This window comes from Novosphingobium sp. PASSN1 (assembly GCF_002278815.1).
The window spans coordinates 453,693-475,241 of the sequence record NZ_NKIS01000001.1; the positions used below are offsets into that span (position 1 = coordinate 453,693).

Below are 21,549 nucleotides of genomic sequence, written 5' to 3' on the forward strand. Positions count from 1 at the left end.
CGTGACGCCATAACGCGCCGGAGGCACTCCGTGTTCCGGAGGCAACCAAACGATGGCGAATCGGCATTGTTGCAGGGCACCCTGATAGCCCATATGGGCGCACGCAGCAGGAGCCTGACGAATGACCGACACGCAGTACGACTACGACCTCTTCGTCATCGGCGCAGGATCCGGCGGCGTTCGCGCCAGCCGCATCGCGGCGGGCCACGGCGCGCGTGTTGCGGTGGCGGAGGAATACCGCGTCGGCGGCACCTGCGTGATCCGGGGCTGCGTGCCCAAGAAGCTGCTTGTCTACGGCTCGCACTTTGCCGAAGAACTGCAGGACGCGGCCAATTATGGCTGGACGGTTGAGAACACTACGTTCGACTGGCCGACCTTGCGCGATGCCGTGCTCAAGGATGTCGACCGGCTCAACGCGGCCTACACATCGACGCTCGAAAGCCACAAGGTCGAGCGCTTCCTCGAACGTGCCGAAATTACCGGCCCGCATTCGGTGCGCCTCACCACCTCGGGGCGCGAGATCACCGCAAAGCATATCCTCGTGGCCACCGGCGCCTGGCCAGTCATGCCCGAATTCGAAGGCGCGGAGCACTGCATCACCTCGAACGAGGTATTCCATCTCGATCAGTTCCCCCGCCGCGTCGTCATCTCGGGCGCGGGGTACATCGCGCTCGAATTTGCCGGGATCTTCAATGCGCTCGGCAGTCACGTAACGGTGGTGAACCGCTCTGAAACGCTGCTGCGCACCTATGACGAAGCGCTGCGCGACCGGCTGCTCCAGATCACCATGGCGCGAGGGATCCAGTACCGGTTCAACTGCCCGTTCGAAAAGGTGGTGAAGCGCGAGGACGGCCTTCTCGAAGTCTGGCTCAAGGGCCAGCCCGATCCGATCCTGGCCGATCAGGTGCTCGTTGCCACCGGCCGCCGCCCCAAGACCAATGGTCTGGGGCTTGAAACCGCAGGCGTGGCGCTGGGCAGCAATGGCGAGATCCTCGTCGATGATCACGCGCAGACATCATGCCCCAGCATCTACGCGGTGGGTGACGTAACGGACCGCGTCCAGCTCACCCCCGTCGCCATCCGCGAAGGCCAGGCCTTTGCCGACCGCGTATTCGGCGGCAAGCACGTAACGATCGATTACAGCTGCATCCCCAGCGCCGTCTTCTCGCAGCCGCCGTTGGCAGGCGTCGGGCCGACCGAGGGCGAGGCGCGCAACAAGTACGGCTCGATCAAGGTCTATTCCTCGGATTTCCGCCCGATGAAGAACATCTTCGGCCACCGGCCCGAGCGCGGGCTCTACAAGATGATCGTCGATGCGGCGACCGACCGGGTGCTGGCGCTCCACATGATCGGTCCGGAAGCACCGGAAATCCTCCAGGCCGCCGCCATCGCGGTGAAGGCCGGGCTGACCAAGGCCGATTTCGATGCGACCGTGGCGCTGCACCCCTCGATGGCCGAGGAACTCGTGCTGATGAAGTGAAGGTTGCAGCTTGCAACGGGATCGCTAGTCTCCCGCACAACAATGCGGGGGAATAGCGTGAAACTTCAAGGCAAGACGATCCTGTTGACGGGCGGGACCGACGGCATCGGCCTGCGCCTTGCTCGCCAGCTGCGCGAAAAAGGCGCAATGCTGATCGTTACGGGACGCAACCCGGAGCGCATCACCGCTGCCGAGGCGGAAGGGTTCGAAGTGATTCCTGCCGACCTCGCCGGACCGGACGGCATCGCAGCCGTGATCGCGGGGCTGGGCGGCCGCGCCATCGATATCCTGATCAACAACGCGGGGATGGGTGCGGACCACGATTTCCGCGTCGCACCGCCTGTCCCGGAGGACGACGAGCGCACGCTCTGGCTCAATCTCCACGCGCCGATCCGCCTGATCGCGGCGCTGATGCCCGTGCTGCGGGCGCGTCCCGAGGCCATGATCGTGAACGTCACCTCGGGTCTTGCCATCGCGCCTAGCGCGGGGGCGCCGCTCTATTGCGCCACCAAGGCTGCGCTGCGCAGCTACACGCAGGGCCTGCGCGCGCAATTGAAAGGCACCGGCATCCTCGTGCTTGAAGCGCTTCCCCCGGTGGTCGATACGGCGATGACCGCCGGGCGCGGCAACAAGAAGCTTAGCCCGGAGGAATGCGCCCGCCAGATCATTGCGGCAATGGAAACCGGCAAGGACGAGGCCAATGTCGGCATGGTGAAAGTGCTGCGTGCGGTCTACTCGCTCTCGCCCGCGCTTGCCCGTTCCATCATGCTGCGCTTCTGAAGGAACAGTCCATGAGCAAGACAGTCCTCGTCTCCGGCGGCAGCGGCTATATCGCCGGGTTCATCATCAAGCAGCTTCTGGCCGACGGGTGGACGGTCAACACGACCGTGCGCAGCCTGAAGCGCGAGGCCGAACTGCGCCCGCTGCTGGGCGGTAGCGCCGAAACGCTGCGCTTCTTCGCCGCCGATCTTACTGCGGATGCGGGCTGGGCCGAGGCGATGGCGGGCTGCACCCATGTGCTCCACGTGGCCTCACCCTTCAGCAGCAAGCCGCCGCGCAATCCCGATGACCTCATCATCCCCGCGCGCGAAGGCACCGTGCGCACGCTGCGTATCGCCAAGGCGGCGGGTGTCCTGCGCTTTGTCCAGACCTCGTCGGTCGCCGCCATCGCCTATGGCCACGGCAAGGGGCACCACCAGTTCACCGAGGCCGACTGGACCAACGTTCACAGCCGCGATGCCTATGCCTACGTCAAATCCAAGACGATTGCCGAGCGCGCCGCGCGCGACTGGATGGCGAAGGAGGGAGCCGGCATGGAATTCCTCTCGATCAACCCTTCTGCCGTGCTTGGCCCGGTGTGGAGCAAAGATTTCTCAGCCTCCATCGAACTGGTCAGCCAGCTCCTTTCCGGCGCGCTGCCGGGCTGCCCCGATCTCGGCTTCGGCATTGTCGATGTGCGCGATCTGGCGGATCTCCACGTCCGCGCGCTGACCGAGCCGGGCCTCGATGGCGAACGCTTCATCGCGTCTGGCCCGTTCCTCAAGATGGCCGAAGTCGCCGCGATCCTGCGCCAGCACATGCCGCTCGATGCGCGCAACGTAACGACACGCCGCTTGCCGAACTGGATCGTGCGCTTTTCCGCCACGTTCAATCCGCTGATCCGGCAAGTGGTGGGTGAGCTTGGCAATGTGCGCGACGCCAGCTCTGCCCATGCGCTCGAACGCCTTGGCTGGAAAACGCGCCCGAGCGAGGAGTCCATCGTCGATTGCGCGAAAAGCCTGATCGCGCAGGGGGTGGTCAGGGTCTAGAAACAAAGGGTGTCAAATGGGTTCGTCGGCCCGGACTTGATCCGGGCCTTGGCTTTTCTTTTGCGGCGTCACGCAGGAATAAAAGCCGAACCCCGTGTCGAGCACGGGGTGACGGAAAGCAGATTAATGGCAAGTCATCAGTGGCTAGCCCTCAGATGCCCGCAAACCACTGATACCCCTTGTGATCTTCCCAATACCCGCCCTTGCCGCCGTGGATGCCGTCGAGTGAGGCGACCGCCTCGACCCGCATGACATACTTCGCCTGCTTGTAGCCCAGTTGCCGCTCGACCCGCAGGCGCAGCGGTGCGCCGTGGCCCACGGTCAGCGGCGCGCCGTTCATGTGTGTCGCGAGGATGGTCTGCGGGTGGAATGCGTCGATCAGGTCGATGCTTTCGTAATAGGGCACGCCGCCGGTGCTGTCGGCACAGTGGAACACCACGAACTTGGCACTGGACGACATCCCGGCGCGCTTGAGGATGAGGCCGAGCGGAACGCCGCTCCATTCGCCGATCGCGCTCCACCCTTCCACGCAATCGTGCCGGGTGATCTGCGTGCGCCGGGGGGCCGCCATCATCTGCGCGAGGCTGATGCGCAGCGGATGCGCCACCATGCCGTCCACCATCAGCGTCCAGTCCGCAAACGTGTTTGCCGCCAGCGCCTTGTACTCGCTCGTGCCCGGATCGCGGTTGCCATTCTCGCGGAATACCGGCGACATTTCGGCCCGGCTGAACTCCTTCGCCAGCGCATTGCGGTCCGTTACGAGACGCTGCGCACCCTGCGTCGCCTTTTCGCCCAGGCTCAGCACCGATTGCACTGCGGGCGAGGCATTGATCTGGTCGCAGCCCGCCAGCAGCAGACCCGCACCGCCGACGAGCGCATGGCGCCGGGTGATGAGGGAAGTTGGTGGCGTGATGATCTGATCGCTCATTTCCCGCGCTCCTTCGGCAAGCGATACCAGCCAGTGATGATCGAGCGCAGTTCGTTGACCGGCCCGGCCAACACCACCGCGAGCAAGTGCACCACAATGAACAGTGCAAACCCCAGCGCACAGAGGAAGTGAATCGACCGCGCCGAAGGCCGCCCGCCGAACAGCTCCACCAGCCACGGGAACGCGGCGTTGAGCGTGGGCGACATCGTGCACCCGGTCAGGATCACCACCGGGATCAGCACGAACAGCACCCCGAGATAGGCGATCTTCTGCAGCGGGTTATAGGCCCGTGCAGCCTCGCCTGTTGGGAAGCGCAGCCGCGCATGGTCCTTGATGTCATGCCACAAGTGCGCAAGGCTCAATTCTTCACGCTTTAACGCAAGATCGTTCCACAAATGCTTGGAAAATAGCGTATAGAGCAGGAACAGCGTGCCGCTCGCCAATAGCACCCAGGCGAAGAAGAAGTGCCATTGGCGCGCGCCTGCGATGCTGTAGCTGGACGGGATGGTGACCAGCGGCGGGAAGGCTTCGGCTGTCCCCTGGGCATAGCCGAGCACGCCCGTCGTCGGGATCTCGAAGCCGAGGATGGACAGGAAGCCGCTTGTCCCCCGGTTGCCGATCACCAGCCATGCCGTATCGAGGTTCGCACCGTATTCGCCCCAGTAGAGCCGGGGATGCGCGTTGAAGATCATCATCCCGCTCATCAGCATGACGAAGATCGCAAGCGCGTTGATCCAGTGCCAGATCCGCACCGGAAGGCGCGTGCGGTAGATCAGCTCAGGCCGTGTCGCCATCATTCCCGCTCCTGCCATGCCCGCAACCCGCTTCGGGCACGGCGCGCACCATAGCGCGCGTCAGTCTTCATACCAGCCCACATCCGCCGTTGCCACCTCGCCAAAGCGCGCGCCCTTGGTGATCGATTGCCAGATGATCGGCCAGGACGTGCCGATCATGCTGAGGAAGGGCCAAGGATCGCGCGCGTCCCAGCTCACATCCCGTGTCGTAACGAGGCTTTTGAGGCTGGCGAGGAAGCCTTTTCCGCGCAGCATCGCCGCCTGCGTTTCAGTGAGGCAGGCGTAGAACTGCTGGAGCACCTTGTGCCGCCGCACGCGCACCGCCCCGGTCGATGCCGGGTCCAGCACCGCGCGGGCAATGTCCACATCCTCCCAGAAATGCACCCCGCTCGTGGCGCGCGGATTGCATTCGATGGCATGGGGCACGCCGCCCGCATCGACGATGAAGTCGAAGGAAATGAACCCGCTCCACCCGATCTCGGCCACGAACCGCGCCACCCATGCGTCAATGGCGGGCACCTCCACCCGCTCGAACGCCACCGCGACCGAGCCGGACATGACGGCTCCGCGATAGACCGACGTGGCGATCACGCGGCCTTCGCGGGCAATCGTGCAGGTGCTGTGCTCGCGTCCCGTAACGAAGCGCTGCACGACGGCGGGCGCGGCGGGATCGGGCGCGGGCAGGGGTTCGCCGGCACGCAGGATGTGCACGCCATTGCCCGAGCAGGAAAACAGCGGCTTCACCACCACCGGCCCGCCTGCCGCCAGCGCCGCTGCTTCCGCGCTTCCCAGTGGCGCGCTTTGCGGCACCGCCAGCCCCATCGCCAGCGCCGCGCGGACGAACCCCGCCTTGTCATGCAGGGCGATTACCTGCTTGGGCGGCATCGTGAACAGCTGCACGCCCTCCGGCAGCATCCCCGCCAGATGCGCCACATGCATTGTCTCTTCCGAAACCGGCACCACCAGATCGACACCCTCGCGGCGCACGATCTCGGCCAGCGCCGCAAGGTATGCCGCCTTGCCTGCGCTTGGCGGCGGCACCTTGAATTCCTGCGCAACGTGGCGCGATGCCCCGGCAAGCGTCCAGCCATAAGGCTCTGCCACCAGCACCCGGCACCCCGCCTTGGCAAAGCCGCGCGCCAGATCGAGCGCCTTGGGCAGCCGCCCCAGCGTGAGCAGGACTGTCGTCATGACGTCACGCTCCGGACGTCACCGGGGTTACCCGCACCATGATTTGCTTGGCGGGCCGCGTCGTCAGCCGCGCCGCCGGGCGGACCGCGCTGGCATCCTCGATGTGGAAATCGAACTTGCGGAACAGCCGCGCGATCAGCAGCACCGCTTCGGTCAGCGCGAAGGCAGCCCCGGCACACACGCGCGGTCCCTGTCCGAAGGGAATATACGCCCCCGGCGTCAGCTCGCTCTCGCGCGCAGGCAGGAAGCGGTCCGGATCGAACACATCGGGGTTCTTCCAATAGCGCTTGTGCCGGTGCAGCACCCACGGCGCGACCATCACCAGCGCCCCGCGCTTCACCCGCTTGCCGCCGATCGTCGTCGCCTCGGTCGCCACGCGCGGCAGGAAGGTGATCGGCGGATAGAGTCGCAGCGTCTCGCGAAACAGGTTGCGGATGGTGAGGAGGTGCTTGGTCTCCTCGAACCCGATCGGCCCGTCCTCGCCAGCAACTTCGCGGATTTCGCGCCGCACCCGCGCCACCAGATCGGGCTGCATCGCCAGCAGATAGAACGCCCAGGTCAGCGCGCTCGCGCTTGTCTCGTGGCCCGCAAGGAACAGCACGCCGAGCTGGTCGATCAGTTCCTCGCGCGTGAACGCCGTCTTCGTGAAGTCGTCGCGCGCCGCGATCACCGCTGCCGCGATATCGTCGAAGTGCTCGCCATTCGGCCCCGCATGCGTATCGAGCAGATCGCCCAGATGCCGCCGGATGCGGGTGCAGGCCTCCAGCACGAAGTCCTTCTGCGGCACCGCCGTCCATGCCGGGTCCATGATCAGCCGCCGAATCTCGACTTGCGCCACACTGTGCTCGAACACCGTGAAGGCATCGAACACATCGTGCGCCGCCCCGGTTTCGAGGCCCGAGCTGAACACCGTGCGGCAGATGATGTCTGCCGTCAGATGGCTCATCGTGAGGTCGAGCGAGAACGCCGTGCCATCCGCCGCACGCGCCGCCAACGTATCCTCGCAGGCCTCGGCCCCCTCCTGCATCGCCGGAAACGCGCGGTTCACGCGCATCATCGTGAAAGCGGGATCGATCATCCGGCGCTGGCGCTGCCATGTCTCGCCCGAGGAGACGAAGATCGAATCACCGATCAGCGGGGCGAGCGCATCGACCATCAAGTCGCTCTTGGGGAAGATGCCTTCCGGATCGGACAGCACCCGCCGCACTTCGTCGGGCCGGTTCACGATCAGGATCGAGCGCCGCGAATAGCCCAGCGGCCCCACATCGCAGCGATAGGCGCTGGCCGGAAGCAGGCTGAGCAGATCGCCATCCCCGCGCAGTGCCACGCGCAGCAGCGCCGTGATCGCGCCGAGCGAGCTGGGGCGGGGCGGGCGATAGGCGGCAACTTGGTTCAAGGAGGCTTCCCGTGTGGCTTCGATGTGTCATCTTATGTTTACACGGACCATGTCCAGTGGAATAGTCGCATGGAGAAGAACCGGGGGATGCGATGGAACTGCTGCTGTTCCGCTGCCTGATTGCAGCGCACATCGCCGCCGGAGCGACCGGGGCCATTGCGTTCTGGATTCCGGTCGTGGGCCGCAAGGGTGACGTCAATCACCGCAAGTGGGGCCGCGTCTTCACCAAGGCGATCCTCATCACCGGCTGCCTTGCCCTGACGATGAGCCTGCTTACGCTCTACGATCCAATGGGCGTTCATCCGCACCTTGCCGGGCGGTTCGACGCAGATTTCGTGCGCGGCATCTTCGGCGTGATGATGCTGCACAACGCCATCCTCACGCTCAATCTGGCGTGGTATGGCTGGCTCTGCGTGCAAAACCGGCGCAACGTTGCGGCCAATCGCACGCCGCTCAATATCGCGCTGCAATTCGCGGTGATGATCGCCGCCGTGGTCTGCGCGTGGGACGGCGCGCGGATCAATCAGCCGCTGATGATGCTGATTTCCGTGGTCGGCATGGCCACAGGGATCACCAATCTCGTGTTCCTCTATTCGCGCAATCCCTCGCCGGTGATGTGGCTCAAGGAACATGTGAAGGCGCTCGTGGGCGCGGGTATTTCGGTCTACACGGCGTTTCTTGCGTTCGGTTCGGTGCGGCTGTTCCCCGCGCTCGCGCTACATCCGGCGATGTGGTCGGTGCCGCTCGTCACGGGCCTCATCATCCTGATCTATCACCGCATTCGTATCGACCAGAAGGCCGGCATCAGCCTCATCCCGCAAGTGCTGCGTCCGCGCCGCGCTGCAACGTCTGACTGAGTCGGGGACTGATATGTCCGCCCGCAAGGTCGTCGTCGTCGGAGCCGGGATGGGCGGCCTTGCCGCTGCGGCCGATCTGGCCCGCGCCGGTCTCGATGTCACGGTCATCGAGCGCGCGGCCAGCGTCGGCGGCAAGATGCGCCGGGTGGAAAGCGGCGGGCTTGCCATCGATGCAGGCCCCACCGTGTTCACCATGCGCTGGATCTTCGATGGCCTGTTCGGCGATGCCGGGCAGCGGCTGGAGGATCATCTTGGCCTGATCCCGGCCGAAACCCTCGCGCGCCACGCGTGGCAGGATGGCGGCAAGCTCGATCTCTTCGCCGATGTCGCTCGGTCCGCCGACGCCATCGGGGATTTCTCCGGAGCCGGCGAAGCGCGCGCCTACCGCGATTTCTGCGCCCGCAGCGCCGATATCTACAAGACGCTAGCCGCCGCGTTCATCGCGGCAGAGCGACCTTCCATCCCTGGCCTTGTCGCGCGCCTCGGCCCGCTGGGCCTTCCCGCGCTGATGCGCACCGTGCCGATGCGGAACCTGTGGGGCGCGCTGGGCGATCACTTCAAGGATCCGCGCCTGCGCCAGCTGTTCGGACGTTATTCCACCTATGTCGGTGCCTCGCCGTGGGCGGCACCCGCTACGCTGATGCTAATCGCCCATGTCGAGCAGCAAGGCGTCTGGCTGGTGCGGGGCGGCATTCACGAAGTGGCGCGCGCCATCGCCGGGCTGGCCGAACGGCACGGCGCGCGCGTTCGGTGCAATACCCAGATGGAACGCATCATCATCGAGCAAGGCCGTGTCGCCGGGGTGGAACTGGCGGGGGGCGAACGCCTTGCTGCCGATGCCGTGGTGTTCAACGGCGATATCTCGGCGCTGACCGACGAGGTTCGCCCGGTTCCTGCCACCACGCCCGCCCGGCGTTCGCTCTCCGCCGTCACCTGGTGCCTTGCCGCGCGCACCTCCGGCTTCGATCTGGCCCACCACAATGTGTTCTTTGGATCTGACTATCGCGCCGAGTTCGATGCCATCTTCAAGCAGCGCCGGATCACGCAGACGCCCACAGTATACCTCTGCGCGCAGGACCGGGGGGAGGGGAACGATCATGCCCCCGGCACGCCCGAACGCCTCCTCGCGCTGATCAACGCGCCCGCCGATGGCGACAAAGGCCCGCTGCCCGATGCCGAAATTGCCGATCTTGCGCGCCGCAGTGTCGGCCTGATGCGCGATTGCGGGCTGGAACTGGCGGTAGAGGGTGAGCCGTTCATCACCGATCCCGCCGGCTTCGACGCCTTGTTTCCTGCGAGCGGTGGCGCGCTCTATGGCAGGGCGAACCATGGCATGATGGGCAGCTTTGCGCGGGCCGGAGCGCGGGGGAAAGTGCCGGGGCTCTATCTGGCGGGGGGCAGCGTGCATCCGGGGCCGGGCATTCCGATGGCGACAATGTCGGGCAGAATCGCCGCCGCGCGCCTGCTGGCAGACATGGCGGGCAATCGCGGCACCGTCATGCTTCCTGCGGACGTGGCATTTTCCCGCTAGCCAATGCCTTTAGGCTCGTGCGCGACCAGCGTGGATGCGGGGCAGGGGCAGGCCGCCCCAATGCCTGAAGCCCGGCGCGCAGCACATGCGCGATCTTCTCATTGCGTGATGTGAAGACGCGGCCGTCCCACACCCTCGGTCCGCCCGCTGCCACCTTGCGCGCGATTGCGCCATAAATGCCCGCGGCCGAAAGGATTGCCCAGCGCTGGCGGAAACCGAGCCGCGCGGCACCGACCCTTGCGGAAGCTTCGTACTCAGCCGCCAGCATGGCAAGCCTTTGCGCGACGTCTACCAAGGCGGCGCGGTAGCACGGACGCAGCTGCTCGCCCGGCGGAATGTCCGCCCCTGCCAGCCATTCGGCGGGGAGATAGCAGCGCCCGCCGCGATCATCCTCGGCCACATCGCGCGCGATATTGCCGAGCTGGAACGCAAGGCCCAGATCGCAGGCACGGTCCAGCGTGTCGTCATCATCGGGCGCAACGCCCATCACGACCGCCATCATCACGCCCACCGCGCCCGCGACATGGAAGCAATAGCGCATGAGATCTGCCTCGCCGCGCGGGGTCCAGTCCGCGGCATCGAGCGCGAAGCCGTCGATCACATCATCGGCCATCGCTTGCGTCAGCCCGCATTCCGCCGCGACCACGCCCAGCGCATCGAAGTTGGGGTTGCCGGTGGGGCGCCCGGTCAGTGACAGAGCCGTCAGCCGCCGGATCAGCGCGAGCCGCCCCGCTGCGTCGCCGCCCGGCGTCGTCCCCAGTTCGCCGCCGAGATCCTGTTCGTCGGCAATATCGTCGCAGGCGCGGCACCAGGCATAGAGCAGCCACACCCGTTCGCGCGTCGTCCTGTCAAACAGCTGCGATGCGGCGGCAAAGCTCTTCGACCCGCGCGCAATCGTCTCGCGGGCATGGGCAACAAGGGCAGCGCGGTCCGGCTTCGGCAGCGCTGCGACAGGATCAGCCACGCCGCCTCACAAGTCCTTCGCGGACATCTGGATGATGGGTGTGTGCGGCACATGCGCGGCCATGCGCGCCAGCAGCACATCGAGCGAATGCTCCGCCAGAATGATCCCGCCATGTACCGGGCGGATGAAGCCGACCTCGATCATGTGGGTCTGGAAGGCCAGCAGCTTGTCGTAGAAGCCGAAGGCATTGAGCAGGCCCACCGGCTTGGCGTGATAGCCCAGCTGCGCCCAGCTCACCGCTTCCCACAGCTCGTCCATCGTGCCCACGCCGCCGGGGAGCGTCAGGAACCCGTCCGAAAGGTCGGTGAAAGCCTGCTTGCGCTCGTGCATCGTCTCCACGATGGTCAGGCGCGTGCAATCGGGATTGGCGACTTCGGCCTCCGCCAGCGCGCGCGGGATCACGCCGATGACTTCGCCGCCCGCCTCCAGCGCGCCAGCCGCCACCGCGCCCATCAGGCCGAGCCGCCCGCCGCCATAGACCACGCCGATCCCGCGCCCGGCAAGCGCCGCGCCAACCTCACGCGCCAAAGCCACATAGCGTGCGTCTGCGGGCGAAGCCGAACCGCAGTAGACCGCGAGGCGCTTCACAGCTTCACCGCGCAAACGGCGTCAGCCAGTTGCCGCTCGAAGCTGCCCGGCCTGGTAACGGCAAAAGCCCGGCCCGGATTGGCGGGAACCGCCACGATTTCCTCACCGCTGCGCAGAAGCGAAACCGTGCTGACTTCGCGGTAGGCGTGGCGCGCGCACTGAAATTCCATCGTTCCGCGCGCGCCGATCTGATCGCCGGGCCGGGGCGTGCCCTCATCGGGATTGTGCGTGATGATCGTTGCCGACCGCACGTCACCCTCTTCGCCCGGGCGCACGGAGAGGGAGTCCGCCAGATAGGCAAAGCGGGTGTGCCCCGGCGTTTCCATGACAAACACTTCGCCGCCGCCGCCAGCCGATGCAACCGCCGCCAAAGCGAAGAGCGCAGGGTTCATTTCAGCAGATCCTCGATCATCAGCCCCGCCGTCGCCTTCGCGCTGCCGACCACGCCCGGGATTCCTGCGCCCGGATGGGTGCCTGCGCCGACCAGATAGAAGTTCTGGATCGCATCGTCACGGTTGTGCGCACGGAAATAGGCAGACTGCGTGAGCAGCGGTTCAAGGCTGAAGGCGCTGCCCTGATGCGCTGAAAGATCGATCGAGAAGTCCTTGGGCGTATAGTGGAACTTCGTGACGATCCGGCTGTGGATGTCCGGGATCAGGCGGCGGCCCACTTCATCGAGCACGCGCTTTTCGAACAGCGGCCCCACTTCGTCCCAGTCGATCGGCAGCTTGCCCATGTTGGCCACCGGCACCAGCGCGTAGAACGTGCTCATCCCCGGCGGTGCCATGCTCGGATCGCTTACCGAGGGATGGTGCAGGTAGATCGAGAAGTCTTCGGGCAGCACGCCGTGCTTGTAGATGTCGTCGAGCAGGCCCTTGTAGCGCGGCCCGAACAGGATCATGTGGTGCGCGATCCCCGGCCAGGTGCCTTCCACGCCAAAGTGGACGACGAACAGGCTGGGCGAGAACTTCTTCTTCTTGAGTGCCTTGGCACGCCGCTGCGCATGGCCGTTATCGGGCATGAGATCGGCATAGGAATGGACGATGTCGCCGTTGGAGGCGACTGCATCCACGCTTTCGCGCCAGCCGCTCTTGGTCTCCACCGCCGTCACCCGGTCGCCCAGCGAATGGATGTGCACCACCGGATCGCCCAGCCGCACCGTGCCGCCCAGCCGCTCGAAGTGCTTGATCATCCCCGCGATCAGCTTGTTGGTGCCGCCCTTGGCCCACCACACGCCGCCGTCCTTCTCCAGCTTGTGGATCAGCGCATACATCGCGCTCGCGGTCATCGGGTTGCCGCCCACCAGCAGCGAGTGGAAGCTGAACGCCTCGCGCAGCTTCTCGTTCTCGATGTAGCTCGAGACGATCGAATAGACCGAGCGCCACGCCTGATAGCGGATCAGCGGCGGGGCCGATTTGATCATCGAGGCGAAATCGAGAAACGGAACCGAGCCGAGCTTGACATAGCCTTCCTCGAACACCCCGGCCGAGAACTTGAGGAATTCGGCATAGCCCGCCACGTCGCGCGGGTTGAGCTTGGCGATCTCGGCGTTGAGTATGGCTTCGTCGTTGGTGTAGTCGAAGTTCGTCCCGTCAGCCCAGTTCAGCCGGTAGAACGGCTTCACGGGCAGAAGTTCGACGTCCTCGGAAATGTGATGCCCCGAAAGCGCCCAGAGCTCCTCGAGGCACGGGGGATCGGTCACGACCGTCGGCCCCGCATCGAACGTGAAGCCGTCCTTTTCCCAGTAGTAGGCGCGGCCGCCCGGCTTGTCGCGTGCTTCGATGACGGTGGTCTGGATACCTGCCGACTGCAGGCGGATCGCCAGCGCCAGTCCGCCGAAACCGGCTCCGATGACGGCTACTTTCTTCATGATGAAACTCTAGACTCCTGAAAACTTGAGCGGCGCCGGCTGCCTGCCAAAGCCCGTGATCGTGCCAAGCGCGCGGGGGATTGGAATGGGCGGAATGCCCGCCAGAATGCGAAACTTGTCGTATGAGGTCGAGCGACCCGAATAGAACCGCTCGATCAGTTGCGGCTTCATCGTATAGAACCGCTCGAGTACGCGCAGGCGCTCCTCCGGATAAGCTCCGCCGAAAAGCAACGCCGAAAGCATGCGGTAATAGCTCTGGTTTTCCCAGTGCCCTTTAGCCCACTTGGCCGAGAACGCCTTGAGGCCAGCCCCATCGAGCGCATCGTGGTGCGCGAGCGCGAGGGCAAAGCGCACCGCATCGGGCACCGAATAGCTGGTGAGCGAATGGAACAGCCCCGCGCGCGAACCGGCGCGCGCCGTCTCCTCGCCGCCATCACGCCAGAACCCAGCAAAATCGCCGCCCGCCACCACCGGCAGCACGCCGTGTTCTTCATTGATCAGCGCCTCGGCTTCCCAGCCGCGCGCGGCCATATAGGCGTCGATGCGCTGTTCGAGCAGGGGCCGATCCAGCACGCTGCTGTCCGAATAATAGGTGTCTTCAAGGAACACGACGTCCGGCGCAAAGGGCAGGGCGTACATGAAGCGGTAGCCGTCAAGCTGCTCCACCGTCGCGTCCATCACGATCGGCCGTTCCAGCCCGTGCGGCGCCTTGAGCTTGAACTTGCGGCCGACGAACTTCTGCCAGCCCCCGGTAAAGTGCGAAACATCGCGCAGCCCGCGCGCATCGATGACCCCGCCTGCGCTGACGAGCGTGCCATCGCCGAGCATGACTTCGGTCTCGTTGCAGCCCTTTACCGCTTGGCACGTAAGGATCGCGTCATCCGGGAGCGCCGCGCGCAGGGCGGCGTCGAACCGCTCTGATGTCATCGCGCTGTAGCTTGTGTGGAGTTTGCGGGAATGGCGAGGAAAATGGACGTTGTAATCGTCCCAGGTGGCGACGATCATCGGCGCGAGCAGTTCGGTCGCTTCGTGATCGGTGTCGGTCGCGAAGAACGACCAGACATGATTGCCGCCGAGACAGGTATCCTGTTCCACCAGCAGAAGCGAAAGATCGGGGCGGTAGCGGGCGAGCGCGAGCGCAATCAGCCCGCCTGCCAGCCCGCCGCCAAGGATCGCGATATCGCAGCGCCGTGCATTCATCGCATCCGGGAATAGGCGCTGGGCGGCACGTGCGCAACCGGGCCGGTACTGCCCGTTCGTGAATGCGGGGGATTGCGCGCGGCGGGGGATCGGCAAAGGCGCGATGGGGCCCCGGGGGCGGCGGTGAAGGTGCGCCGCCTCCGGGGGTTACCAGCAAAGGGCCGCCGGGGGGAGAGGCCCTTCTCCCAGGAATTGCCGCTTGGCCAGGCGCTGAAGGCGTGTTGATCAGAACCGACCGGTGCGACAATCAGCGTATGCCACGGCGCAAATGTCCGCCGCCGTTCCGCCACATGAACAATTGGCAATGTTTGCCCCTGACGCACCCAGTGGGGGCCAGATTCCTGTTGCGTTTTGATGCGGATCAAGGCCTCCTTGCACCCACAAGGCGAGAACCGCCAGCAATGGGCGATCTGCCCTCCGAACAGCCATGCACCGCCGCTGCGGCGCGGGCTGCAAGGGGGCAAGGCCCGCCAGAAGAGGAGAGAATGATGGCAGTGCAAGCACCGCAGCACGTGGATGTCCTGATCGTTGGCGCCGGGATTTCCGGCATTGGTTCAGCCAAGCACCTGCAGGACCAGTGCCCGGGCAAGACGTACACCATCCTCGAAAGCAAGGACACGTTCGGCGGCACGTGGGAAACCCACAAGTATCCCGGCATCCGCTCCGATTCCGATCTCTACACCTTCGGCTACCGCTTCAAGCCGTGGGTCGGTGCACCGATTGCCTCCGCGGAGGAAATCCTGCGCTACATGGGCGAAGTGATCGCAGACAACCATATCGACCAGCACATCCGCTATGGCCACACGATCACATCGTGCAGCTGGTCGAGCGCGGACAACCTGTGGACCGTGAACGCCCGCCGCAAGGACGGCACCGAACTGGTGTTCACCGCCGGGTTCCTGTGGATGTGCCAGGGTTACTACGACCACAAGACGCCTTATATCCCCGATTGGGCCGGCATGGCCGATTACAAGGGCCAGTTCGTCCACGCCCAGCTCTGGGATCCCAAGACGGACGTTTCGGGCAAGCGCGTGCTCGTCATCGGCTCGGGTGCCACGGCGGCAACGATTGTCCCGGCGCTTTGTGATGCAGGCGCGAAAGTCACCATGCTCCAGCGCTCGCCGACCTGGTTCTACTGCGCGCCCAACGTCAGCGAACTGGCCGACCGCCTGCGCACCATCGGCGTCGACGAGGAGACCGTCCACCGCGTGGTGCGGCAGGACTACATCTACAATTTCTACGAGATGGACCGCCGCAGCCGCGAGGAACCCGAGGCCATGGCTGAGGATCTGCGCGCGCTGATCCGTGGCTATGTGGGTGAAGACTTCAACTTCGAGCCGCACTTCACGCCGAAGTATCGCCCGTGGCAGCAGCGCCTGGCCCAGCTCCCCGATGGCGACATGTTCAAGCATGTGGTCGCGGGCAATGCCGCCGTGGTCACCGATACGATCGACACCTTCACCGCAAACGGCGTGCGCACCTCGTCCGGTCAGGAGATCGAGGCGGATATCGTGGTCGCTTGCACCGGCTTCCGCCTCTCGGTGCTCGGCGAGATTCCCTTCAGCGTCGATGGTCAGGCGGTGAACTGGGCCGATACGGTCAACTACCGCGGCATGATGTTCACCGGCGTGCCCAATCTCGTCTGGGTGTTCGGCTATTTCCGCGCTTCGTGGACGCTGCGTGTCGATATCGTCGGAGATTTCGTCTGCAAATTGCTGAATCACATGGATTCAGAGGGTGCACACAAGGTCGAAGTCGCGCTGCGGCCGGAAGATGCGGACATGCCGATCCTGCCGTGGATTGATGGCGACAACTTCAACCCGACCTACCTGATGCGCGATCTGGACCGCATGCCCAAGCGCGGCGACAAGCCCGAATGGCAGCACAACCAGGATTACTGGAGCGAGCGCAACGAAATCCCGGCCATTGATCCGGCGGCAGCGGAGTTCGTCTACGACGGCCAGCGTGCCGAAGCCGCAGCGCTGGAAGCAGCGGAATAAACCTGCGCTAAAAAAGCCCCCTCCTCTTCAGAGGAGGGGGTTGGGGGCGGTGGCGATTGTGCCCCTCAGGCCGCCGTGCGCCGCTTCGTCCCCCGCGCGATTTCCTTCTTCAGATCGCGCACATAGTCATCGAAATCGAGCTGGATCGTATGCCGCCGTGCCGCGTAGTAATGCCCGGTGTGGTATTCCTCGTCGGCCTTGATGATGCGGTGCATCTCGTCCGCCGGGGGAGGGGCGTATTCCCCCGCGAGAGTGGCTGCGATCAGCTTTGATTGCTGCTCGGCAAAGTTTACCAGCGTCGGCAGGGGCTGGCCGAGTCCGGCATAGAACAAGTCCGGCACTTCGGGCTTCATGATCCGCTTGAACAGCGGCGGCGGCCGGTTGTCGGCATCGGCGCAGAACGCGGGATCGTCGAAGAACGGGAAGCGGATATCATAGCCCGTCGCCCAGACGATGACGTCAATCGCCTCGCGGCTGCCATCCTTGAACACCACGCCGCCGCCATCGAGCCGCTCGATCCCGCCCTTCATCGTCACATCGCCAGAGCCTGCGCGCAGCAGGAACTCGCCGGAAACCGTGGCATGGGCGTCGAACGGGCCGATCTCCGGCTCGGGCAGGCCATAGTCGCTCATCTTGCCGACAAGCCCCTTGATCATGCGCGTGCCGAGCGCGGTGCGCACCTTGCGCGGCATCCATGCCGGGGCGGGGTTCTTGTCGATCGGCTGTCCCTTGTAATACTTGGGCAGCACCCACACCCCGCGCCGGGTCGAGACGTAGAGCCGCTCCGCAATCGCGCGCTGCGAAAGCTCGGAGGCGATGTCCATCGCCGAATTGCCCATGCCGACGACGAGCACGCGCTTGCCCCGGCAATCCACAGGCTCGAACGCGCTGCGGAACGAATGGCTGTGGAGCTGCTCGCCATCAAAGTGGCCCGGATAGTCCGGAATCCGCGCCGCCCAATGGTGCCCGTTGGCCACCACCAACGCTTCGTATTCGCGCGTTTCCCCGCTCGATAGCCGTACTTCCCAGCCGCCACCGGTTTTCCGCACCGCCTTCTCCACCTTGGTGTTGAAGGTGATGGCCTCGCGCAAGCCGAAGTGCGCGGCATAGTCGCGGAAATACTGGAGGAGCTGCGAATGGTGCGGGAAATCCGGCCAGTCTGCCGGCACCGGATAGTCCTCGAACGCCAGCCGCCACTTCGAGGTATCGATATGCAGGCTCTGATAACAGGCCGATAAACCATTGGGATTGTTGTAATACCAGTTCCCGCCGATATCGTCGGAGGCGTCGAACTGGTCGTAGCTGATGCCGTAGTCCTTGAGCCGCTTGGCGACCGTGATCCCCGAGCAGCCCGCCCCGATGATGCAAACGCGTTTGTCGGTTCCGGTCATATCAGTCGCGCTCCAGCCGCACCGGCATCGCATTGAAACCATGCAGGAACGGGCTCGCCAGCCGCTCTGGCTTGCCAGCCATCACCGGCCGCAGCCCTCGCGCCACGATCTCGTCGATCACCGCGGCAATCTGCACTTCGGCCAGCCGCGCGCCCACGCAGCGGTGGATGCCGTGGCCAAACCCGATGTGCCGCCGCGCATTGTCGCGGGTTACGTCAAACCGCTCGGCATTCGGGAACACGCTTTCATCCCGGTTGCCCGAAATGTACCACATCACGATTTTCTCGCCCTCGCGGATCTGCTGCCCACCCACTTCCACATCGCGCGTCGCGGTGCGGCGCATGTGCGTCACCGGGGTCTGCCAGCGGATGATTTCCTGCGCGGCATTGGCCGAAAGCGTCGGATCGGCGCGCAGCACGTCCATCTGCTCCGGGTAGAGCGTCAGTGCCTCGACCAGCCCGGCGATGGAATTGCGCGTGGTGTCGTTCCCCGCCACGATCAGCAGCGCAATATTGGCGAGGCGCTCCAGCGGCGGGAGATTCCCCATCGCCTCGGAATGCACCATTCGGCTGAGCAGGTCGTCCGTCGGCGGCAGCACGCGCCGCGCATCGAGCTCGCGGTCGAAGCGCTGGAGCATTTCGCCCATCTGCTTCATCCATTCGGCGCGGTATTCCGGCGTCAGGTTGTCCGCCGAAACCCCGCTGCCATAATCCGACCAGCGCTTGAGATCGCGCCATTCGTCGAACGGCATGTCGAACAGGCTGCACAGCATCCCCAGCGTCTGCGGAATGGCGAGCTGCTCGACCCAATCGAACGTTTCGCCCATTGGCAGCGCATCGAACAGCATTTTCGCGCGGTTGCGCACCTGCTGCTCCAGCTTGATCATCTGCCCCGGGCTGAAGGCCGGCGCGATCACCTTGCGCTGCGCGGTGTGGATCGGCGGATCCTGCGCGATGAAATTGGGAAACTCGCTTTCGTTGACGGACTCGGCGATCGTGATGTTGCCCCGCTTCCATGAAGAGGAGAACACCTCCGGCATCAGCTCGATTTCCTGGATCGTCTCATGCGTCACCGCCGACCAGTACGGTCCGAACGGACTTTCCGGCCGCCAGCTTACCGGCATCTCGCGGCGCAGAACCGCAAACGGCTCGCGCCAGGTATCCTCGGTGTAAAGCGCGTCCACGCTCACGTCATAGGGATTGATCGCGCGGTCCCGCGTCAGCGTCTGGCTCGCCATGTCCTGCTCCGTTGGCCCCGCTCGCAATCCGGCGCGGCCTTGGGAAGAAGTATGTTTAAGCGCCCGCTTAAAGTCCAGCCCCAAACAGGGTGCCAACCACTGTGCCAAACACGGTGGACGCGGTCACCCGACCGGACTAGAACGGGTGCATTCCCCGGGGAGCCAGTGAGCAAGCATGGCTGAGAGGGGCTGGTCACGCAGCCCGACCCGTCGAACCTGAACCCGTTAGCACGGGCGGAGGGAGCGGTCAGCCTGCACGCCAGCGCCCGCAATCCGTCCGTTCAAAGGAGCGTACAGATGGCCGATATCAATTCCCGCCTCGAAAATGGACCGCAGGCCACGCCCATCGGCGTCACCACTGGTCCGATTCGCGGCAGCCGCAAGATCCACGTCGAAAGCCCGCGCTTCCCCGGCCTGACAGTCGCCATGCGCGAAATCGCGCTTGAGCCCAGCGCGAACGAACCGCCGCTGCGCGTTTACGATACCTCCGGGCCGTACACTGATACCAACGCCGAAATCGACATCGCCAAGGGCCTGCCCCAGCTGCGCCGCGAATGGATCATGGGCCGCGGCGATGTGGCGGAATACGATGCGCGCGAAGTGAAGCCGGAAGACAACGGCCAGCTCGGGCCGGACCGTTCGGGCGGCGTCCCCCCGTTCCCGATGCCCACCAAGCGCCCCTTGCGCGCGCTCCCCGGCGCGAACGTCAGCCAGATGCACTACGCCCGCCAGGGCATCATCACGCGCGAGATGGAATATGTCGCCATCCGCGAAAACCTTGGTCGCAAGCAGCTGAAGGAAGCCGCGCTGCGCGATGGACAGGATTGGGGCGCTGCGATCCCCGATTACGTGACGGCTGAATTCGTGCGCGACGAGATCGCGCGCGGCCGCGCCATCATCCCCAACAACATCAACCACCCCGAGAGCGAGCCGATGGCGATCGGGCGCAACTTCCTCGTCAAGATCAACGCCAATATCGGCAACTCTGCCGTCGCCTCGGACGTGGCGAACGAAGTCGACAAGATGGTCTGGTCGATCCGCTGGGGCGCGGACACCGTGATGGACCTCTCCACGGGCCGCAACATCCACGACACGCGCGAATGGATCATCCGCAACAGCCCCGTGCCGATCGGCACCGTGCCGATCTATCAGGCGCTCGAAAAGGTCGGCGGCATTGCCGAGGAACTGACCTGGGAGATCTTCCGCGATACGCTGATCGAACAGGCCGAACAGGGCGTCGATTACTTCACGATCCACGCCGGCGTGCGCCTGCCTTATGTCCCGCTCGCCGCCAAGCGCGTTACGGGCATCGTCAGCCGGGGCGGTTCGATCATGGCCAAGTGGTGCCTCGCGCATCACAAGGAATCGTTCCTCTACGAACACTTCGACGATATCACCGAGATCATGAAGGCCTATGATATCGCCTATTCGCTGGGCGATGGCCTGCGTCCGGGCAGCATTGCCGATGCCAACGACGAAGCCCAGTTCGCCGAGCTTTACACGCTGGGCGAGCTGACCAAGCGTGCGTGGGCACAGGACGTGCAGGTGATGATCGAAGGCCCCGGCCATGTGCCGATGCACAAGATCAAGGAAAACATGGACAAGCAGCTCGCCGTTTGCGGCGAAGCTCCGTTCTACACGCTCGGGCCGCTCGTGACCGATATCGCGCCGGGCTATGACCACATCACCAGCGGCATCGGCGCGGCCATGATCGGTTGGTTCGGCACCGCAATGCTCTGCTACGTCACGCCCAAGGAGCACCTTGGCCTGCCCGACCGCGATGACGTCAAGGTCGGCGTGGTTACTTACAAGCTGGCGGCCCACGCGGCCGATCTGGCCAAGGGCCACCCCGCAGCCAAGTTCCGCGACGATGCACTCAGCCGCGCCCGCTTCGATTTTCGCTGGCGGGATCAGTTTAACCTGTCGCTCGATCCGGATACGGCCGAGCAGTACCACGACCAGACGCTCCCGGCCGAAGGCGCGAAGACGGCGCACTTCTGCTCGATGTGCGGGCCGAAGTTCTGCTCGATGAAGATCAGCCAGGAAGTGCGCGAATTCGCCGCCAAGCAGAACGCTGACATCACCACGTTCGTGGCGAACGAAGCCGAGGCCGAAGCGGGCATGGCGCAGATGAGCGAGAAGTACCGCGAAGCGGGCAGCGAACTATACTTGCCGGCAGCAGAATAGTCCTCAATCCTCCCCATTTTCACGAAGTGCAAATGGGGAGGGGGACCGCCCGCGCAGCGGGTGGTGGAGGGGTAAACGCCAAGTCTTGCAATCACCCCGGCCCCGCGTCACCCTTGGCTGACAATCA

Annotated in this window: 18 protein-coding genes and 1 riboswitch; of the genes, 7 read left to right on the plus strand and 11 right to left on the minus strand. The window is 64.9% G+C overall.

What is annotated here, in order from left to right:
- Nucleotides 1-121: 121 nt before the first annotated feature.
- Genes gorA through CFE35_RS02035 form a run of 3 tightly spaced genes read left to right on the plus strand, consistent with a single transcriptional unit; the run spans nt 122 to nt 3,288 of the window.
- A complete protein-coding gene (gene gorA, locus CFE35_RS02025; RefSeq protein WP_292927404.1) occupies nt 122-1,480 on the plus strand; it encodes a glutathione-disulfide reductase in 1,359 nt (452 codons plus the stop codon).
- A 57-nt stretch (nt 1,481-1,537) separates the two neighbouring features.
- Nucleotides 1,538-2,260 (plus strand): SDR family NAD(P)-dependent oxidoreductase, encoded by a 723-nt coding sequence (locus CFE35_RS02030; RefSeq protein ID WP_292927406.1) that lies wholly within the window; start codon nt 1,538-1,540, stop codon nt 2,258-2,260.
- Between the two features lie 11 nt (nt 2,261-2,271).
- A complete protein-coding gene (locus CFE35_RS02035) occupies nt 2,272-3,288 on the plus strand; it encodes an aldehyde reductase (protein ID WP_292927408.1) in 1,017 nt (338 codons plus the stop codon).
- A gap of 151 nt (nt 3,289-3,439) precedes the next feature.
- Here the strand turns inward: CFE35_RS02035 and CFE35_RS02040 are convergent, their stop codons facing one another.
- The 4 genes from CFE35_RS02040 to CFE35_RS02055 are packed head-to-tail and all read right to left on the minus strand — an operon-like array spanning nt 3,440 to nt 7,597.
- Nucleotides 3,440-4,216: a molybdopterin-binding protein gene (locus CFE35_RS02040; protein ID WP_292927410.1), complete on the minus strand. Its 777-nt coding sequence runs from the start codon at nt 4,214-4,216 to the stop codon at nt 3,440-3,442.
- On the minus strand, nt 4,213-5,010 hold the full coding sequence (locus CFE35_RS02045; RefSeq protein ID WP_292927412.1) for a cytochrome b/b6 domain-containing protein: 798 nt from the start codon (nt 5,008-5,010) through the stop codon (nt 4,213-4,215). The genes CFE35_RS02040 and CFE35_RS02045 overlap by 4 nt, the downstream gene beginning before the upstream one ends.
- Before the next feature lie 60 nt (nt 5,011-5,070).
- On the minus strand, nt 5,071-6,201 hold the full coding sequence (locus CFE35_RS02050; RefSeq protein ID WP_292927414.1) for an ATP-grasp domain-containing protein: 1,131 nt from the start codon (nt 6,199-6,201) through the stop codon (nt 5,071-5,073).
- A gap of 4 nt (nt 6,202-6,205) precedes the next feature.
- Complete coding sequence (locus tag CFE35_RS02055) at nt 6,206-7,597, minus strand: cytochrome P450 (RefSeq protein ID WP_292927416.1); 1,392 nt, start codon at nt 7,595-7,597, stop codon at nt 6,206-6,208.
- Between the two features lie 92 nt (nt 7,598-7,689).
- On the opposite strand from CFE35_RS02055, the gene CFE35_RS02060 reads away from it, so the two are divergent.
- A complete protein-coding gene (locus CFE35_RS02060) occupies nt 7,690-8,454 on the plus strand; it encodes a hypothetical protein (RefSeq protein WP_292927418.1) in 765 nt (254 codons plus the stop codon).
- Between the two features lie 13 nt (nt 8,455-8,467).
- Nucleotides 8,468-9,985 (plus strand): 1-hydroxycarotenoid 3,4-desaturase CrtD, encoded by a 1,518-nt coding sequence (crtD, locus tag CFE35_RS02065; protein ID WP_292927420.1) that lies wholly within the window; start codon nt 8,468-8,470, stop codon nt 9,983-9,985.
- Here the strand turns inward: crtD and CFE35_RS02070 are convergent.
- From CFE35_RS02070 to crtY, 5 genes are read right to left on the minus strand one after another with little or no spacing between them, the layout of a single operon-like run.
- Nucleotides 9,951-10,949 (minus strand): phytoene/squalene synthase family protein, encoded by a 999-nt coding sequence (locus CFE35_RS02070; RefSeq protein WP_292927422.1) that lies wholly within the window; start codon nt 10,947-10,949, stop codon nt 9,951-9,953. The genes crtD and CFE35_RS02070 overlap by 35 nt on opposite strands.
- Nucleotides 10,950-10,955: 6 nt before the next feature.
- Nucleotides 10,956-11,537, minus strand: coding sequence for a TIGR00730 family Rossman fold protein (locus CFE35_RS02075; protein WP_292927424.1), 582 nt, complete (start codon nt 11,535-11,537; stop codon nt 10,956-10,958).
- Entirely contained in the window at nt 11,534-11,929 is a 396-nt protein-coding gene (locus CFE35_RS02080; RefSeq protein WP_292927426.1) for a hypothetical protein, read from the minus strand. Before CFE35_RS02080 ends, CFE35_RS02075 begins: the two co-directional genes overlap by 4 nt.
- The gene (locus CFE35_RS02085; protein ID WP_292927427.1) at nt 11,926-13,407 is read right to left on the minus strand and encodes a phytoene desaturase; all 1,482 of its coding nucleotides are present in this window, start codon (nt 13,405-13,407) and stop codon (nt 11,926-11,928) included. The genes CFE35_RS02080 and CFE35_RS02085 overlap by 4 nt, the downstream gene beginning before the upstream one ends.
- Before the next feature lie 9 nt (nt 13,408-13,416).
- Nucleotides 13,417-14,607, minus strand: a complete 1,191-nt coding sequence (gene crtY / locus CFE35_RS02090; RefSeq protein ID WP_292927428.1) for a lycopene beta-cyclase CrtY — start codon at nt 14,605-14,607, stop codon at nt 13,417-13,419.
- A gap of 488 nt (nt 14,608-15,095) precedes the next feature.
- On the opposite strand from crtY, the gene CFE35_RS02095 reads away from it, so the two are divergent.
- Complete coding sequence (locus CFE35_RS02095; protein WP_292927429.1) at nt 15,096-16,607, plus strand: NAD(P)/FAD-dependent oxidoreductase; 1,512 nt, start codon at nt 15,096-15,098, stop codon at nt 16,605-16,607.
- A 65-nt stretch (nt 16,608-16,672) separates the two neighbouring features.
- On the opposite strand, the gene CFE35_RS02100 is transcribed toward CFE35_RS02095, so the two are convergent.
- Nucleotides 16,673-17,998: an NAD(P)-binding domain-containing protein gene (locus CFE35_RS02100; RefSeq protein WP_292927430.1), complete on the minus strand. Its 1,326-nt coding sequence runs from the start codon at nt 17,996-17,998 to the stop codon at nt 16,673-16,675.
- A 1-nt stretch (nt 17,999) separates the two neighbouring features.
- The gene (locus tag CFE35_RS02105) at nt 18,000-19,235 is read right to left on the minus strand and encodes a cytochrome P450 (protein ID WP_292927432.1); all 1,236 of its coding nucleotides are present in this window, start codon (nt 19,233-19,235) and stop codon (nt 18,000-18,002) included.
- Between the two features lie 145 nt (nt 19,236-19,380).
- A riboswitch (TPP riboswitch) is annotated at nt 19,381-19,495 on the plus strand.
- Nucleotides 19,496-19,532: 37 nt separating this feature from the next.
- Between CFE35_RS02105 and thiC the strand changes: the two genes are divergently transcribed.
- Nucleotides 19,533-21,422, plus strand: coding sequence for a phosphomethylpyrimidine synthase ThiC (gene thiC / locus CFE35_RS02110; RefSeq protein WP_292927434.1), 1,890 nt, complete (start codon nt 19,533-19,535; stop codon nt 21,420-21,422).
- Nucleotides 21,423-21,549 lie beyond the last annotated feature (127 nt).